The organism is Acinetobacter sp. R933-2 (genome assembly GCF_030325485.1).
GTDB classification, from domain to species: Bacteria; Pseudomonadota; Gammaproteobacteria; order Pseudomonadales; family Moraxellaceae; genus Acinetobacter; species Acinetobacter sichuanensis.
The window spans coordinates 24,432-42,429 of record NZ_JACAIJ010000008.1 but is presented as its reverse complement, the minus strand read 5'-3'; the positions used below and the strand labels follow the sequence as shown (position 1 = coordinate 42,429).

Genomic DNA, 17,998 nt, shown 5'->3' with positions numbered 1-17,998 from the left:
TAATTCATTAAAATCTTAGTTAAATTGCAAATGTTTTAAGCACTTTACCTGTCACTTTCTGACCGATTAAAGGTGTGTTTTTACCATGAGAAAGAACGTTATTTTTATCTACAGTCCATTCTAAATTTGGATCAACCAATACCCAACCAGACTCTTTTGCCCAACGCTCTGTCATATTGGCAACTTGTGCAGGTGCTAAAGTTACTTTTTCAACCCATTGTAAAGGTTCAAATAAACCTTCTTTTACCAACTGAACACCAAAAGAAACATAAGTATCAAATGCTGTAATGCCCGGCAAAGTTTCTGCAAATGGTGCAAGTTTTGCAGAAGCGCTGAGTGGCTCATGATGTGTACAAATCGCATCAATCACACCATCTTTTAAGCCTTGGCGTAATAACTCTTTATCTTGTTCAGCACGTAAAGGAGGGCGAACATGCGCTAAAGCATTAAAACCATCAATCAATTGATCGGTTAAATGCAGTTGATGCATTGCAACATCAGCCGTAATTGGCAAGCCTTTCGCTTTTGCTGCTTTGATTAGTTCAATAGAAGCACCACATGACAATAAACCAAAGTGTGCTTTTACCCCAGTCGCTTCAATCATGAGTAAATATTTTGCAATGGCAATCGTTTCAGCCAAAGCTGGAATCATTGGTAAGCCCTGACGTGATGCAGTGAAACCTTCATGCACACAGCCATCTTTGGCAATTTGATGTTCTTCTGGATAGAACACAACCGTCATACCTAAGCCAGCAGCATATTCCAAAGTACGAATGACTACATCATCGTCTTCAAAAGTTGCATAGGCATTGGACACTGAAGTACAACCACCCTTTTTAAGCCCTGCCATATTTGCAGGTTGTTTGCCATTTAAACCTTGAGTTTGCGCACCAATGACTTGTAAATAAATACCACCATCGAGTTTGGCTTTTTCTACCAGACCTTGGACTAGAGCACCATTATCTTGCACAATTGGTTGAGAGTCAGGTGGTGTAAATACATGCAAAATACCATTTTCACGTGCAGCACGACCTTCAGACTTTAGCGTTCCATGTTGTTGTTGACCTGGCTCACGTAAACGTGCACACAAATCCACCATCGTTGGCATTAACCATTTACCTTGACCATCAATGGTTTCATCAACATGATCTGTTGCTTCAACAAGTTTACCTTGAGCAACAAATACTGTTTTTACTGTATCAGTTTTCTGAATGGGATCAAGGACACGTACATTTTCAATTTTTACAATACTCATGACTTTAATACCTGCCTTAAACCGCAATCGCTTCTAACAAACCTTTTTCTTGTAACTGACCTTGCATAGACAAGGCAAGTACTGCCATACGTACCGCAATACCATTGGTCACTTGATGTAAAATCACAGATTGGTCACCATCTGCAATACTTGAATCAATTTCCACACCACGGTTCATTGGACCAGGATGCATGACGATACAATCTGGTTTTGCCAAAGCCAAACGGTCTTGGTTTAAACCATACATTTTGTAAAATTCAGCTTGCGAAGAAAGTGCAGGAGAATCAATACGCTCATTTTGAATACGTAAAGTAATAATTACATCACAATCTTGAATTGCTTCGTCCATTTTATTAAATAAACGAACACCTTCACCATAATGTTCAAAACCATGCGGCAACAAAGTATTCGGTGCAACCACACGAATATCTTGACAACCCAAAGTTTGCAAAGCTGCGATATCTGAACGTGCAACACGTGAATGTTTAATATCACCAATAATTGCAATGGCAATATCTTCAAACTTTTTCTTGGTTTCACGGCGAATCGTCAACATATCCAACATCGCTTGTGTTGGATGAGCATGGCGACCATCACCTGCATTAATGATTGCAACATGCGGACATACAGTTTCTGCAATAAAATGGGCAGCACCTGAAGAAGAATGACGCACCACAAAAATATCAGCCGCCATCGCTTCAAGGTTCCACAAGGTATCACGCAGTGTTTCACCTTTAGATGTACTTGAACGTGCGATGTCAATATTTAAAACATTGGCAGATAAACGCTTTGCAGCAGCTTCAAATGTAGTACGCGTTCGAGTTGAATTTTCAAAGAACAAGTTCATCACGGTACGACCTTCAAGTAGGTTGTTCGTCACGAGTTGATTTTGATCATTGATAAAAGAATGGGCTGTATCAAGAATTTTGGTGAGGGTTTCTTTAGAAAGCCCTTCGATGGTGATGAAATGTTTTAAATTTCCATCTTTATTAAGTTGAATCTGGCTCGGTGTATGCAATGCCGCCAAGTGCATGAGAGATTCCTTAGAGGTTAAGTTAACGCATTATACAGAAATGCCTAGACTTTAGCAGTTGAAGTTTTATCCTATTAAACTGAAAAATTTACCTTCAATTAAAAATATTGACGCAGCCTCTGTATTTATAAATTTATTATTTGATGTCACTAAAGTGATGTGAATGACCTACACCAACTAGATATAAGGCGAGAAAAACTAAAATACTTGAAACAAAAGTCTAAAATCAAAAAAGGCAAGTAAATCACTTGCCTTCATACAGCTTATACAAAACGAATTGGTTTAAATTCAGGTTCAGGAACATGCGAATCACATTCGTCACCTTCATCTTTATGACCTTTATCAATATAACCTGAACGCTCAGTTTCAGCTAAATTTTGATGCTCCCATGCAATAACTGCTTGCATACAAATTTGGCGCTGCTCCTGTGTCAATGCCACGCCATTTGCCCATTTGCCAATTTCAACGGCTGTTCTTAAACGCGCCACTACATCTGCATCTAATACAGAAAGCATTTGTTCAATATTCATGATTAATCCTGCTGTTGAAACGAATCAAAATCTTGATTCCAACCAAGTTTCGTACGACATGCCATATAAAAGTCGTAACCTGGTGGATGTATTAAAGTTAATTTAAAAGGATGCTTACGAATATGTACGCTATCCCCTACATTTAATGAAACACTGTGTTGACCATCAGCACTGACCATCGGCAATACTCGATTTTCACGAATTTCAATTTTAATTTCACTTTGTCCACCAACCACAATCGGGCGTGAAGATAAAGTATGTGGGTGCATTGGAACCAAAGCGATTGCATCCATACTCGGATGTAAAATAGGTCCTCCACCCGATAATGCGTATGCAGTTGAACCTGTTGGTGTAGATACAATCAAACCATCACTATGCTGACGATATACATATTGACCATCAATTTTAAGCTCAAAGTCGATCATATGTACAGATTTGCCTGAATGTAAGACAATATCATTCAATGCAATTGCTTCATAAATGATTTGATTTTGGCTGCGAACTTCCATTTCCAACAAGAAACGACGATCAATTTGCAGCTCACCTTTTAAGACTTGATCTAATTTAAAAATGACTTCTGTAGGTTTAATATCGGTCAAAAAACCTAAGCGTCCTCTATTTACACCCAAAACTGGCGTATTGTATTTCACCAATGAACGTGCTGCATGTAATAAAGAACCATCACCGCCAACAACAATCACCAAATCCACCACTTCACCCAGTAAATGGCGACTGACTGTTTGTGTGTTTGTATAAGGAACCAACTCGGCTGTTTCTGAATCAAAAACTGGATGCAAACCTAAACCCAGTAAATGATCGTGGATCAAGCAAAGAGTATCAACCACAGAAGATTTATCAGGTCGTCCTATGAGACCAATATTTCTAAATGTTTTGGGTGAAATAAGCGTCGGATTCATCAATTTCCTTTTAACAACAATTCAAAATATGCTGCAAAACTCTGCTTTAAAATAACGCAATTTATTTTGCCTTCAAGCACATACAAAGTTGTATTGTAATTTTAAACTACACAATGAATTATACATATTAAACAGCATTGCTTAAACTTTTATTGCAACTATTGCAATACAGCACTTAATTTATAGTTTATAAATATCTTATTGAAATCTCTTCATTTTTAAACCTGACTACAACAAACTTAAACATCAAAGCTGAGAAAAAATATATAAAAAAACAATCCTAAATCAGCACATACAATCATCGTACATAAAAAATTGAGATCACGTATTTGGCTTTATTTAACTTAAAAATTTTGAAAATTCATATAAATACACAATATTCAAATCATCAATTTAAATTTACTTTTAATCTTATAAAATTGATTTATTTCACTCATTTATTTTTTTTCGTCTACTTTGACCGATAAATTGCTTAATTTCACAGTTTAATTATTGCAAATTCCTCAAAAGCTTCGCATGATTAGCCAAATTTCTCAGGTTTTTTGCATATTTTTATGAAGTCAGAACGTGGACTAGGCTTAATCGCACTGATTTTCTGTGTGCTCATTATTGCTGCTTTTTTAGCTTTTAGTATTTACTTGGTTCGATTAGACACCATTATTCGAGATAAGTTTGAAGGTAACCGTTGGGATATTCCAGCTAAGGTTTTTGCACGTCCTTTAGAATTATATGCAAATGCACCTGTTGCAGCCAGTGATTTTGAACAAGAACTAAAATTATTAGGCTATAGTAAAAAAGATAGTTATGCAAAATCAGGAAGTTATGTTGTACAAAATAATCAATATTATGTACATACACGTGGTTTTGACTTCGGTGATAGTGTTGATCCTGAACAAGTTTTACAAGTTTCATTTACAGATAATATCGTTGCCGATATTAAAGCGACTAAACCATCAAGCACAGGGATTGCACGTTTAGAACCTATGTTGATTGGCGGAATTTTCCCTCAGCATAATGAAGATCGTGTACTGATTAAGCTAGATAAAGTCCCTAAAACCTTAATTGAAGCCTTAGTTGCAACTGAAGATCGTAACTTTTATCATCATCATGGGATTTCATTCCGTGGCACAGCACGTGCAGTTGTCAGTAATGTCACTGGTGGTAAACGTCAAGGTGGTTCTACCCTCACTCAACAGCTCATTAAGAACTTTTATCTTTCACCTGAAAAAACGCTTAAACGTAAAGTCAATGAAGCTTTCATGTCACTACTTTTAGAATTACATTATGATAAAGATGAAATTTTAGAAGCTTATTTAAACGAAGTAAATTTAGGGCAAAATGGTAACTATTCAATCAATGGTTATGGTCTAGCATCTCAGTTTTATTTTGGCTTGCCATTACGTGAGCTTAATATTGCTCAACAAGCATATTTAGTCGGTTTAGTACAAGGACCAACGCTATATAACCCTTGGAAAAATCCTGAAGGTGCTAAAAAACGTCGTGATATTGTTTTAAATAATATGCTCGTGATGGGCTATTTAACACAAGAAGAATATGAACGTGAAACAGCTCGCCCATTAAATGTCGTTAAAAAACCAACCACAGGTCCAGCAAAGTTCCCTGATTTTCTAGATATTGTACGTCGACAATTGAAAAAGGAATATCAAGAATCCGATTTAACCAATCAAGGCTTACGTATTTTCACAACACTTGATCCGATCTCACAAACCAAAGTACAAAATAGTTTCCGTGAAACAGTTGGACGCTTAGCACGAGCAAATCCATCTCGTTTAAAAGATTTACAGGGGGCTGTCTTAGTCACACAACCTGAAAATGGCGAATTAATTGCAGCAGTGGGTTCAACACAAGACTTTACTGGCTTTAACCGTACTATTGATGCAAAACGTCAGGTGGGTTCATTACTCAAACCGATTATTTATTTAAGTGCATTGGAATCTGGACGTTATACTTGGGCAAGCCAAATTGAAGACAGCCCGATTAGCATTCCAATTGAAGGTAATAAATCATGGACGCCTAAAAACTATAGTGGTGGTGGTCATGGTTATGTGCCTATGGTACAAGCGTTAGCAAATTCTTATAATTTATCTGCGGTTCGTTTGGGGCAAGAGTTTGGTTTATCTACTTTTAAAAACCAACTGAGCAAATTTGGCGTTGAATCTCCGATCCCTAATTATCCTTCTATTTTCTTAGGTGCTGTTGATATGTCACCGATGGAAGTGATGAGTATCTATGGTAACTTTGCAACAGGTGGCTTCAAATATCCTGTCAAAGCCATTCGTACAGTAGTCGATGCAAATGGTCGTGTCTTAGAACGTTTTAGTTTAAATGTACAGCCAACCATCGACCCATCCGCTGCTTATATTTTAAATTATGGCTTACAACAAGTCATGGCTTCAGGTACAGGAAAATCTGCTTATGCAAGTCTTTCTCCTGAACTAAAACTTGCAGGAAAATCAGGCACAACCAATGACACACGTGACTCATGGTTTGCAGGTTATTCAGGCAACCATCTTGCTGTCGTTTGGTTAGGTTTGGACGATAACAAAATCACAGGCTTAACAGGCTCATCAGGTGCGCTACCTGTTTGGACGAGTGTCATGAAACAATTACGCCAAAAACCTGTCAATTTACGTCAAACTGACAATGTACAATGGCAGTGGATTGATGGTGAACGAGGTTTATTATCTGCTCAAGGTTGTGACAATAGCTTATACATTCCGCTGTTACGTAATTCTGTGCCACGCCAAGCAACTGCTTGTGGGATGCCACATTATGAAGTTGAACCAACTTATATTCCTGACACACAAAGCAACTCATCAAATGACAACAACAGCGATAATATGGAAAATTATATTCGTGAAAGTGAAAATAGCATGGAACAAGATTTGAACAATCAAGGACGTGTTATTTCGAGTGGTAGTTATCAAAATTAAGAGTACTTTTTTATGCAAATAAAATTTCTAGGTATTTTAACACTTTTTTTGGGGCTAGCTGCTTGCCAATCTACCCCAATACAGTCAGGTTCAGGCAAAAAGCCTGAGCCACCAGTAACACAAAAACCGCATGTCGAAACACCTGATGGTGTAAAAATTATTCCTTATGAACGCCCTGAAATCAAACGTGAACCGATGCAAGTCATTGTACCTGAGCAAAAAGCCAACGTACAAAAATTTGATGATGGACGTAACATTCCTGCATTTAACCAACTCATACAAAAAACCCAAACCGCATTTCGACAAACAAAATGGGATGAGGCTGAAAAGTATGCCTTACAAGCGCAACGCTTAGCACCACAATCGGCGGAAACTTATTTATGGTTAGCAATGATTGCAAATCATAAAAAGCAAGCACGTAATGCTGACGCTTTAGCACGTCGTGGGCTAAGTTTTGCACAAAGCAATGCCATGCGAAAACAGTTGTGGAATACCATTTTACAAGCCGCACAACAACAAAGAGACAGCAAAACCATTGCTGAAGCTCAAGCACAACTCAAAGGGCTTTAATACGCCCTTTGCATCTATCACACCATCCTAAAATGCACGTATACCAGCAACACCATAAGCATGATGCTGCTGTGCAAATGTCAGATCATTGGGTTTAAGCCCACCTAAAGCAAATACAGGAATTGTAGAGTGTGCTGCCCAATCAGAAAACTGTGCCCAACCGAGTGTTGCTGTGTCAGGATGACTTTCTGTTGCTAAAACAGGACTCAGAAAAACTGCCTCGCAACCAACCTGCTGCGCTTGTTGTAAAGTAGCCAAATCATGACAGGCTGCAAGACAACGCACGCCATGAGGTAATTTTTGAGTGTTTAACTGCATCACCTGATATTGCTTGAAATGTAATGTGAATATTTGTTTTTTAATTTCACTCGGAAGCCCTTCCCAAATCTCAATATTAATTATTAAATTTGCCAACTGTGCAGGAGTTAACTGTGTTAATTGCTGTAATTGACTCGTTTGTAATTCATCAATACGCCAATACAGTAAAGTTTCTGGTGCAATGTGCTGTATTTCATTCAAATTTTCACTAATCTTAATATAAGGCGACCAATACAAACGCTCAATAATCGCTTGGTTTGCTTTAGGAAAATTTAAATTTCTTAATTGATCTCGACGATACCATGCCCAAGGTTGCTGTATATCTTGCAACTGAGCTGTAGTCACACTTGCATAAAACAGGTGTAAATTCACCACAATATCATCATATTCATGCTGAATAATATCAAAGCTATGCCATTGCTCTAAGTCAACTCCAACCTCTTCAAACACTTCTCTACGACATGCCTGTTCTGCTGTTTCACCTTGCTCAACCTTTCCTCCAGGAAATTCATACTTATTTCCTTGATGCTGCTTTGCAGTACGCCACCCGACTAAAACCTTAGCTTGATGAAACAATAGTGCAATCGCGACATTTACAACTGGTTTAGACATATTTATCCCGTCACATGTTTTACGAAATGTAAGTAAATTGATTTTTTTTGAAAATGATAAAAATTATCGTTGACAGCCTTATTCGATAATGATTATCATTTAAAACACTAAATGACGCCCCACACGGAGTAATAACAATGAACGCACCTTTTAGCTTATTCACACGCAACGAATCAACTCATGCTTTACCAATGCTGCACTCAAACAACCTATTTGCATTAGGACGTGAAATTCGCATTATGCATGCAGGTGAAGAATATCGCCTACGCTTAACACGTAATAATCGTCTTATTTTAACTAAATAATCAAAAAAAATAATGAATTAAAACAAGAATTGTGGGAGCAAGCAGTATGAATCAGCGCATACTGCTTTTTTAACTCAAAGAATAATGACAATCCTCTAAATCTCTTAAAGGAATATTAAGTTTAAAAACACCCATAAAACGTAACATATACTGAAACTGACCGCTTCTTAAACCATAAGCAATATGCAAGCCTTGTTTAATCTCATACATAAAATCTGGAAATGCATGAGCAGCCACATAAACACCATGTTCAATATTTAAGACAGCACTGATCTTTTCTATTTTCATAAAACAAACCGCAGGGGTCGAATGTTCTGAAAATGTTGAATGAAATGAAATATAAGGTAATTTAAACTCAATAACTCGCTCTAGCTCATCATGATAAATAGATAAAATAATCACATGATCAATCACACGACATGACAATAATTCACTTTCTGCACTCGTCGCTAATATTTCCTCTAAAGTCATCTCTTTCTTACTCACTTCATAAAAATCAGTTGGACTTTTAAACCGCCTAATTTTGAAATAGACAAGATGATTTGCCCTTGATGTAATGCCATAATTTTCTTACAAATAGATAAACCTAAACCAGAGCCTTGTGTTTTATTCCCTAAAATACGATAAAAGCGCTCACCTAAACGCTCAACCAAATCTTGTGTCAATCCACTGCCCTGATTTTCAATTCGCCATTCCACATTATTTTGATTTTCTTGCATCTCCAACTCAATTGTCCCGCCAAAAGGTGTGTAACGAATGGCATTATCAAGAAGATTTCTAAAACAAATAAAAAAGAGTTCTTCATTTACATTCAACTCAATATCATGATATTGCACGTGAAGTTGCACATTTTTCTGCTGCAAACTTTCAGTGAATGATGCAATAACAGTATCAACAATCGTTCTTACATTTACCTTTTTACTTGGTAATTGAGTCGCTTGTGTTGGATCAAGCCGTGCCAATAATAATAAGTTTTCTAAAACTTGTGTCCCTCGATAAACATCTTGCTGAATACTTGCCAAATCAAGCTGTAGCTCAGCAAGATCATGATACTTTCGTTTAAGCACCTGTAAACGCATTTGAATTGCTGACAAGGGCGACCTCAATTCATGTGATGCATCTGCGGTAAAACGCTGTTCTGCAAGTAATGAATGATCCAAACGTGCCAATAAAAAATTGAGTTGTTCAAGCAAAGGCTGTAATTCTTTAAATTGTTGAATTTCTGCATGCACAGGTGTTAAGTCATTGATATTTTTTACTGAAATTTCTTGTGATAAAGACTTAAATAATCGAAACTGTTTTTGAAGAAGAATATATAAAATTAAGCCTTGTATTAACCATAAAACCAGTAAAATTCCACCATAGAGCAATAAACTATTTCCAGTATCTTTAAAACGAGCTTGCAAAGGTTGCATCACTAAAACATGCAGATGGTCTTCCATTTTTTCAGCTTGATAAATACGCCAAATTTCACCATTGAGCCAAGCAAAACCATAACTTGAATGGCTTAACCAAAAAGGTTTTATGGTTGCATATTCCGTTTTAAATGTTGCGGACTGAGTTAAAGTTTGCTGTTGCAATGCCAAGCGATATTCAATATCAAATTCATCACTTAGCCCATCAAGTTGTTGCCCTGCCTGATGACGAATATCCGAAATCAATAACATGTCTGAGATTTCATCCATAATTTCGTCTTGTACAGACATTGCCTGATAAATGGAAAAACCTAACAAAGCGATCAGTGCAATTAGACCAGCCAAAATCGAACTCATCATTGCAGTTTTGATCAGTTTATTTTGTAATGACACCACTTTTTTTGAGGATTTTTTCATTTAATTCAAGCCATTATTCATCATTCATTCGATATCCCAAACCTCGTATGGTTTTAATACGTGAACTTCCTATTTTTTTTCTTAGTTGGTAAATATAGACTTCTATTGCATTACTCTCAATTTCATCACCCCATGCATATAGGGACTCTTCTAACTGCTCACGTGTCACAATATGTTCAGGTTTTTGCATCAATTTATATAAAATTTGAAACTCTTTTGCTGTCAAATTCACATTTTCGCCATGCTGTAACACCCTTTTTCCTTGTAAATCTAAAACTAAATCAGCATATTTTAACTGATCTTGTCCTGTGCTATGTTTTTGTCTTAATTGAGTTCTTACACGTGCAGATAACTCTTCTAAACTAAAGGGTTTAACCAGATAATCATTTGCACCCAAATCTAGCCCTTCGACACGATCTTGTATAGTATCTCTTGCTGTAATAAAAATAACGGGAGGAGATTGTTTTAGTTGTTGAATAACATGAATAATTTGATCACCACTTGCTTGAGGTAACCCTCGATCCAGTAAAACACAATCATATTGATGTTGTTTTACTGCCAAAATGGCATGATCACCACGCTCTACCCAATCAACGGTATAACCATCCATTTCTAACCATGTTTGAATACTTTCAGCCTGTGATGCATCATCTTCAGCCAATAAAATTCGCATGAATCTTTACCTAGTTTTATTTTCAACTCAATTAATTTAACACGAATTTTCACATCACATTTTCATAAAAAACCACATCCTTATTGATGTGGTTTTATCATGATGTCTAATCAGACATGAAAATCATGTGTCATCATCTCACTGATCTGATTTAGAATTTAACAGCATCAACCTCAATTTCCACACGTTTTGTAGGTTTATAATCCACATCAACCTCACCACTCAAAGTCACCAAAGTACTTGCAGAAACAGCTTTACCTTTCCAAAGATCATCATCAATATCAACGGTAATTGTTCCCGTTTTATCTCGGAACTGATATTTTTCATCACCAATCGCTTTTACAACATATCCTTGAAGTTGAACCTTAGCATCATGTTTTAATGTCAATGCTTGCTTGACTGTCGTCGCTGTATATAAAGCTGTTTGATTAACCACTTGCGTTTGAGTCGCTGCTTGATTGACGATGGTATTATTTGCAACAGTAATAGAAGTCACAGCAACTAAAGTAGAAAATAATACTGCTTTTGTCATAAGTTTCATGTTAAATATCTCACTCTATTCATTTTCGATAAAGTCATTAAAACAAAGTAAGATGAGGTGAATCTTAGGAATTCCTGATTTTTGATGATTATTTCATGGTTTTTACAAAATCAACTTGGTGAATTTTAAAATAAGTTTTAAGGTAAATTTTGTGCTAATTTTTCTTGCACATTTTTACAGTTTACGACTGTATTTGAGCTGATATATTGCTTACCTAACCATACTAAATGTGGATCACGCGCATACGGATTTACATATTTATATTCAACTAAAACGGAATTAAGCACATTCCACATTTTTTGGTGTTGATCATATTCGCTTGATGACATATTAATCGGCTTTGCTCTATTTACATACTCTGTATATTTATTGGTTAACATACAATTATTGAGTTTTTGACTCACATCTTGCACAAGCAATGAGGTCATAATATGATCAGAATGGTCTTTCTGGTTAATATAAAGATTATCTTCAGCAATATTAAAACTAATCTCCTTTTCACCTGCTTCATATTTAATAATTTGCGCTAAAGTTTCTATAAAATCTTGTTTGGTATATTTGTTTTTCTGATCAATACTAGAAATCATCTTAATATTGCCATGATACAATTTTTCTAAACTTTGAAAATTTGTAGTAGGAAAACCATTTCCTTGCATATTGCCATCAGGCAATAAAAAATTATACATCACAATATTTTCACCAAACTGTCGACGTGGTAAAAGATGTTGATTAACTTCTAAAGTTTTTTCTTGAATATTATTTTGATTATTATTCCAATAATGAATAGATTTTTCATAGGCAAGAAGTCTTGTTGCCCAAAATGATTTACTAAAAGGTGAATAGCGAGAAAGATTGATTTCATGCCCACCATCCCCCGCCGTAGTCAAAATAAATACATTTTTATTTTTATGCTGAATATAAAATTGAGCATTTTTTGCCATAAACAATTGAATATCATCAGGATGGGCTGCAATAAAAAATTGTACACTCTGATTTTTTTGTGGAGACACTTGAGGTTTGATCTGAGGTGCAGGGTTATCTGAAGAACCGCCACCACATGCAGATAAAGCAATAAAACTACTAACAACAATTAATTTAAAAATTCTTTTCATCATCTGCAAATAAAAGTTTATTTTATAAACACAATTATACTAAAAATGTGTCGTAGTTCTAGCTATTTCCCATAAAAAGGATTGAACAAAAGCTTAGAAATGATTTTTTTGATAAAATAAGTTTTTGTTATTGAAGCAAAAATTTATCACTAAACCTCTGCTTCTTCTCAAATGACGATTTAATTTTCAATAAATTTAAAAAATGGTCAATTATTTTTAAACAGATTTAATTTAACGGTACGACTCTTAATACTTCTTCCAAAGTGGTCACGCCCTCTATGACTTTATGCGCACCAGCAATACGAAGTGGGTCTATGCCCTCTTGTTTTGCTTGAGCACGTAATTCATCCAAAGTTGCATGCGCCGAAATTTTCTGCTTTGAGCTTAGGCTAATTGGCATAAACTCATAAATTCCAACTCGACCTTGATAGCCTGTTTGACGACATTCTTCACAGCCAACAGCTTTAAATACAAAATCAGGCATTTGTATTTGATAACCAAAAGTTAAATGTTTCCATTCTTGATCATTAATAAACGTTTCTTGTTTACAGTGTGGGCAAAGCTGACGAACCAAACGCTGTGCCAATACACCTAAAATTGTTGCTGCTGTCAAAAATGGTTGTACGCCTAAATCATGTAAACGCGTTAAACTTGAAGGCGCATCATTTGTATGTAAAGTTGAAAGCACCAAATGCCCTGTCAATGCAGCTTGAATTGCCATATTGGCTGTATCTGAGTCTCGAATTTCCCCAACCATAATAATATCAGGGTCTTGACGCATTAAAGCTCGAATCCCGTCGGCAAAACCTAACTCAATGCCATGATTAACTTGCATCTGATTGAAACTTGGCTCTAACATTTCAATTGGATCTTCAATGGTACAGACATTGACTTGTTCTGTTGCTAATTGCTTAAGTGATGAATATAAAGTCGTTGTTTTTCCTGAACCTGTAGGTCCTGTTACCAAAATAATGCCATGACTATGTTGGGTAATGGCTTGCCAATCTTGTAATAATTTTCCATCAAATCCCAATTGTTTAAAGCTACGCACCAAAACTTCAGGGTCAAAAATACGCATTACCAACTTTTCACCAAAGGCTGTTGGCAACGTTGCTAAACGGAGTTCTGTTTCTTGTCCTTTTGGTGTTCGTGTTTTTAAACGCCCATCTTGGGGTTTACGTTTTTCTGCAACATTCATACGCCCTAAAATTTTGATACGAGAAATGACAGCGGTTAAAGTGTTTGCTGGCATGTTGTAAATGGTATGTAAAACCCCATCAATACGAAAGCGAATTTTCCCATTGTCCTTACGTGGTTCTAAATGAATATCGCTTGCGCGTTGCTCAAAAGCAAATTGTAGAACCCAATCAACAAGTTTCACAATATGCTGATCATTTGCATCAGGGTTTTGGGTATCACCTAATTGCAATAAGGCTTCAACACCTTTATTTTCCTTATGATGTGCACCTGCTTTTTGCGAGGAAATAACAGCACGACTGACTTGGTAATATTCCACCAAATAACGTTGTAGTTGTTCAGGATTTAAAAGTACACGCTGAATTTTTTTAGGCTTTAAACTACTTTCTAAATTTTGTATCCAATCTTGGATAAATGGCTGATCAACACCAATCAAAACCTGATCATCCTGTATCTCAACAGCCAATATTCGATTACGTAAAGCAAATTCTTGTGACATCACATTGGTTAAACTTGCCACATCTGCTTTTAAAGGATCAATCACATATAAAGGTAGTTGTGTTTTTTCAGACAACCACTGACATAAAACGCTTAATGTCAGTCTTTTTTGTGGTGCAGTTTGGTCAGATAGATTAAAACTCGCAATCCATTGTAATGGATGCCATTTTAGTTGATCTCGTTGCCGATGCGTGGTTTGTACTAAAACTTTGTCGCGTTCGGTAATTCGTTGATCTTTTAATAATTGTTCTAAACACCATGTCGTGTCAATTTCAAAATTAAATTGCATTATTGTTTCCCCAATCGTATAGCCACTATAACAAATTATGTTTTATTATGAAGATCATTCAGTTTTATTTTATTTTAAATGCCTAAATTTTAAGAATTATTTAGCATAAATCTTTGCTTTTAAAATACTTTTAAATCGTCAAATTTAACCATTTAAAAGTACTTAAATACATAACTTTAACTTACTATTGGCTTGTCGTAGACCATAACATCGCGATTTTTTTCATGAGCGCAGCACGATAAGGTGCAGTAGGGTTACAAGAATTTCGCTGTACTTCATTTTCATAAAAGGCTTGCCACTCTTTTACCATGTCGAGTGTCACACCTTGAGCTTGAATTTTTTGCACATCTTGCTGTTGAATTGTATTTAAACGCTGCTTAGCCCCTTCCTCACCCGTTTCCCAGCCAATGATTCCTTGCCCAAATGCAGGTAAACTGATGTTATTAGGCGTCTGAGGAATAGCATTACGCTGAATATCGGGATTTACTCGACATTCTGCATTGAGCATTTTTTGAGTTTGATTGTGTTGCTTGAGTTCTGTAGACGTACATGCTGTTAATACACATATTGTCATCATAGATACGATAAATACTTTCATTTTTGATTCAACTTACCTAACTTAGTTAAAATTTAAACTGCACATCTGCCACAAATTGACGACCTGTTTCTGACAAAATGCGACTTGCTGATTGTTCATAGTATTTATTATGACGGTTGAAGACGTTGTTCACAGTCAAACCTAAATTAAGTGTATAATCTCGACCAATCTTCATTGCATAAGTTGCGCGAGTGTCCCATGTAAACGCAGCAGATAAGCGTTCAGGGTTATATCGACTTTGTATAATTTCTCCGTTGTATTCATAGCGATCATTTTTAGCTATGGTACTTTTTTCCATCACATCATAAGCAGATCGATAACGTAAAAAATGAGTGAGTGCTAAAGGCGTATGATCAAACTTCATATTCCACACCGCACGAACGGTTAAAGGTCGGGCAAAATTATCAGCAGGCATATCCAGTTGTGAAATTATTTTTCCATCATATTCAACATAGTGCTGTTCATTGTACATAGAATCATCATAGTCATTAAAATTACGCTTAACTTGACTATAATCTACGGCTAAACTAAAGCTGTTTTTAGCCTGCAAGGCATTGATTGGTATAATGTTATCAACCTGCAATGTATAGGTTTTCGCTGAGCTTTGTCCATTATTGGTGTATTGATAATCACTGGCTGTATCAGCAATTTTATCTTTTCGTATTTGGTCTTTATAATCACGATTTACAAATTTCAATTGTGAACGCCAATTTCCAAGTACCGAGCTGATCGCAAAAAGAGATTCATCACTATAAGCGACATCTAATTGTGTACGTTGAATATTGCTACTGACTGCATTTGCATTGCTGACTTTCCAAGCATCCTCTAAACTATTGCGACGTTCTTCACTCGTTAAGGCATTTTTTCCATCTTGTAATGCATAGCTAAAAGCATTATTAGAATAATAACGATTCCAGCCCACACTCAAATTCAAACGCTCATTCGAAAATGGTAAAACTTGTAGCAAACTTCGTGGCGCGACATTATTTTTCTTAGATAAACTATCATAATCTTGTCTTAGCCCAAGTCGTAACTTCAACCATTGATCTAACTGCATTTCATCTTCAAGATAACTAAACCAACGATCTTGCTGTACCTCTATTTCCCCTTCAGCATAATGACGACGACGTGCCAGATATTGCCCCGACACCGTACCATTGCTATAACTTAAATCACAATAAGGATCGACACTTCCATCTGCTAAAGTACATGTATTTGTACCTAAACCACCATTTGACTTTGAAGGTAAATAATACATATAGGCATCCTCTAAACGCTTCCAATCTGCCTGATAATGCCCATAACCTACACCTGCTTTAAAATGGTGTATGAATCCACCAAGTTCAAAATCCTTAAAATTTGATTTTAAATTATATTCCCAGTTGTCTTGACTCATTTCCAAATCACCATACCCCCCTTCAGTGCTTGAAAGTTGAGTCGACCAGTTTTTATCGGGTGATGTATTCCATGCCAGCATGGATGTACTTGCCGAGTCACGTGCGCGGTTTTGGCTTTGTAAAACAAGATTTTGTGTTAATACGGCATACTCTAAGTCATGCTTTAATTCAAAATCTAATGCCAGATTTTCACTTTGCGACTGAAATGAGCTATTGGCTAAACTTGGATTATGCTTATTATTACTTTCTTCTTGATAATACAAACCAAGCTTTAATTGATTTTTATCATCAAAATCATAAGATAAATTTCCTGAAAAATTATCAATTTGACGTGTTTGATTAGCAGGCTCTTGAGCAGCATAACTAGAAACCAAGCCAATTTCCGACCAACGTCGTGATGCAGACAAACTCAAACCTAAGCGTTCTGTTGGCTTACCATAGACCGTACTACTTAAACCTTGTTTAACAAAGTTTTTTTGATATTTTGCATTATCATTATCGGCAAAAGCATCAAATTCTTCAGCATCAACAAAATGGTACTTTGTCCAATCACTACTGCTATAATCATAAGCAAGCGAGCCATGCATTTTACCCACTGCTGTATTGGGTATACAGGTTTTCGCCTGAATAACGCCACCTGTAAACTCGCCATATTCAGCACTTACACTACTATCTAATACCTCAATACCACATAACAAATCTGTATTAACAGTTGCTGTTAATGAACCACCATCAATAGATTCTATCCCTGTTCCATCTTTATCATCTGCTGGATTCAAAGCATTACCGATATTCACATTATTGAGTAAAAATTTATTGTCATAAAATAATGCACCATGAATACTGACATCCGATGCTGCCAAATCGCCGAGTTTGCCTGCAGCAAGCGCATTATTGTTAAACTGCACATTCGGATTTACTTTTAAAAAGTCAGTGATATTTTTTTGCGTATTTGGAATATTTTCTAAATCTTCTTTCGTATACTTACTTTGTCCAACTTGTATATTGGACTTCGCTTGTAAAATAACAGGGTTTAATGTCCTAATTTCTAAGTTTTCATGAAATTGTATTTTTTCATTAGACAGCATTTCTGCCTGTATACCTGAAGCACATAGCGCCATAGCAACAGCACAATAAATACGTGAATAAGAAAATAACATAGCAATAATTTACAAACATAAATAAGAATCAGTATTATTTACATTTACAATATTATTACAACAAAATTTACCTTTATTCGTTCAAAAAACTAACACTTAAAACAATTTAAAAATTCTTTAACTTAAATTAATGCTTTTTATCATCTTGCATAGAGTAACTATCATTCACACTGTATTTTCTCTACAATAAAATGTGATGAATACAGC

At 35.9% G+C, this 17,998-nt stretch carries 16 protein-coding genes; 3 read left to right on the top strand and 13 right to left on the bottom strand.

Annotation, left to right across the window (positions count from 1 at the left end; genetic code table 11):
- Positions 1-19 precede the first annotated feature (19 nt).
- The 4 genes from HX005_RS10715 to HX005_RS10700 all read right to left on the bottom strand — a co-directional run bounded on the left by HX005_RS10715 (position 20) and on the right by HX005_RS10700 (position 3,735).
- On the bottom strand, positions 20-1,255 hold the full coding sequence (locus HX005_RS10715) for a dihydroorotase (protein WP_286377353.1): 1,236 nt from the start codon (positions 1,253-1,255) through the stop codon (positions 20-22).
- 16 nt (positions 1,256-1,271) lie between these two features.
- Complete coding sequence (locus HX005_RS10710; protein WP_286377352.1) at positions 1,272-2,288, bottom strand: aspartate carbamoyltransferase catalytic subunit; 1,017 nt, start codon at positions 2,286-2,288, stop codon at positions 1,272-1,274.
- A gap of 263 nt (positions 2,289-2,551) precedes the next feature.
- Positions 2,552-2,818, bottom strand: a complete 267-nt coding sequence (locus HX005_RS10705) for a YeaC family protein (protein ID WP_107009539.1) — start codon at positions 2,816-2,818, stop codon at positions 2,552-2,554.
- A 2-nt stretch (positions 2,819-2,820) separates the two neighbouring features.
- A complete protein-coding gene (locus tag HX005_RS10700) occupies positions 2,821-3,735 on the bottom strand; it encodes an NAD(+) kinase (RefSeq protein WP_107009540.1) in 915 nt (304 codons plus the stop codon).
- Between the two features lie 554 nt (positions 3,736-4,289).
- On the opposite strand from HX005_RS10700, the gene mrcB reads away from it, so the two are divergent.
- Positions 4,290-6,689 carry a penicillin-binding protein 1B gene (gene mrcB, locus HX005_RS10695; RefSeq protein ID WP_286377351.1) on the top strand — a complete coding sequence of 800 codons (2,400 nt, stop codon included), beginning with the start codon at positions 4,290-4,292 and terminating at the stop codon, positions 6,687-6,689.
- A gap of 12 nt (positions 6,690-6,701) precedes the next feature.
- A complete protein-coding gene (locus HX005_RS10690; RefSeq protein ID WP_286377350.1) occupies positions 6,702-7,259 on the top strand; it encodes a tetratricopeptide repeat protein in 558 nt (185 codons plus the stop codon).
- 27 nt (positions 7,260-7,286) lie between these two features.
- Here the strand turns inward: HX005_RS10690 and HX005_RS10685 are convergent, their stop codons facing one another.
- Positions 7,287-8,189, bottom strand: coding sequence for an NUDIX domain-containing protein (locus HX005_RS10685; protein WP_286377349.1), 903 nt, complete (start codon positions 8,187-8,189; stop codon positions 7,287-7,289).
- 137 nt (positions 8,190-8,326) lie between these two features.
- On the opposite strand from HX005_RS10685, the gene hemP reads away from it, so the two are divergent.
- Positions 8,327-8,494: a hemin uptake protein HemP gene (gene hemP, locus HX005_RS10680; RefSeq protein ID WP_107009544.1), complete on the top strand. Its 168-nt coding sequence runs from the start codon at positions 8,327-8,329 to the stop codon at positions 8,492-8,494.
- A gap of 69 nt (positions 8,495-8,563) precedes the next feature.
- On the opposite strand, the gene HX005_RS10675 is transcribed toward hemP, so the two are convergent.
- The 8 genes from HX005_RS10675 to HX005_RS10640 form a co-directional block, all read right to left on the bottom strand.
- Positions 8,564-8,980 (bottom strand): hypothetical protein, encoded by a 417-nt coding sequence (locus HX005_RS10675; RefSeq protein WP_286377348.1) that lies wholly within the window; start codon positions 8,978-8,980, stop codon positions 8,564-8,566.
- Complete coding sequence (locus HX005_RS10670; protein ID WP_286377347.1) at positions 8,977-10,326, bottom strand: sensor histidine kinase; 1,350 nt, start codon at positions 10,324-10,326, stop codon at positions 8,977-8,979. The genes HX005_RS10675 and HX005_RS10670 overlap by 4 nt, the downstream gene beginning before the upstream one ends.
- A gap of 13 nt (positions 10,327-10,339) precedes the next feature.
- A complete protein-coding gene (locus tag HX005_RS10665) occupies positions 10,340-10,999 on the bottom strand; it encodes a response regulator transcription factor (protein ID WP_286377346.1) in 660 nt (219 codons plus the stop codon).
- Between the two features lie 151 nt (positions 11,000-11,150).
- Positions 11,151-11,540 (bottom strand): NirD/YgiW/YdeI family stress tolerance protein, encoded by a 390-nt coding sequence (locus HX005_RS10660; RefSeq protein ID WP_286377345.1) that lies wholly within the window; start codon positions 11,538-11,540, stop codon positions 11,151-11,153.
- A 137-nt stretch (positions 11,541-11,677) separates the two neighbouring features.
- On the bottom strand, positions 11,678-12,652 hold the full coding sequence (locus HX005_RS10655) for a PIG-L family deacetylase (protein WP_286377344.1): 975 nt from the start codon (positions 12,650-12,652) through the stop codon (positions 11,678-11,680).
- Positions 12,653-12,878: 226 nt separating this feature from the next.
- On the bottom strand, positions 12,879-14,636 hold the full coding sequence (tfpB, locus tag HX005_RS10650; RefSeq protein ID WP_286377343.1) for a type IV pilus assembly ATPase TfpB: 1,758 nt from the start codon (positions 14,634-14,636) through the stop codon (positions 12,879-12,881).
- Between the two features lie 184 nt (positions 14,637-14,820).
- Positions 14,821-15,144: a DUF4951 domain-containing protein gene (locus HX005_RS10645; RefSeq protein WP_373431874.1), complete on the bottom strand. Its 324-nt coding sequence runs from the start codon at positions 15,142-15,144 to the stop codon at positions 14,821-14,823.
- A 115-nt stretch (positions 15,145-15,259) separates the two neighbouring features.
- The gene (locus tag HX005_RS10640) at positions 15,260-17,791 is read right to left on the bottom strand and encodes a TonB-dependent receptor plug domain-containing protein (protein ID WP_286377341.1); all 2,532 of its coding nucleotides are present in this window, start codon (positions 17,789-17,791) and stop codon (positions 15,260-15,262) included.
- Between the last annotated feature and the right edge of the window lie 207 nt (positions 17,792-17,998).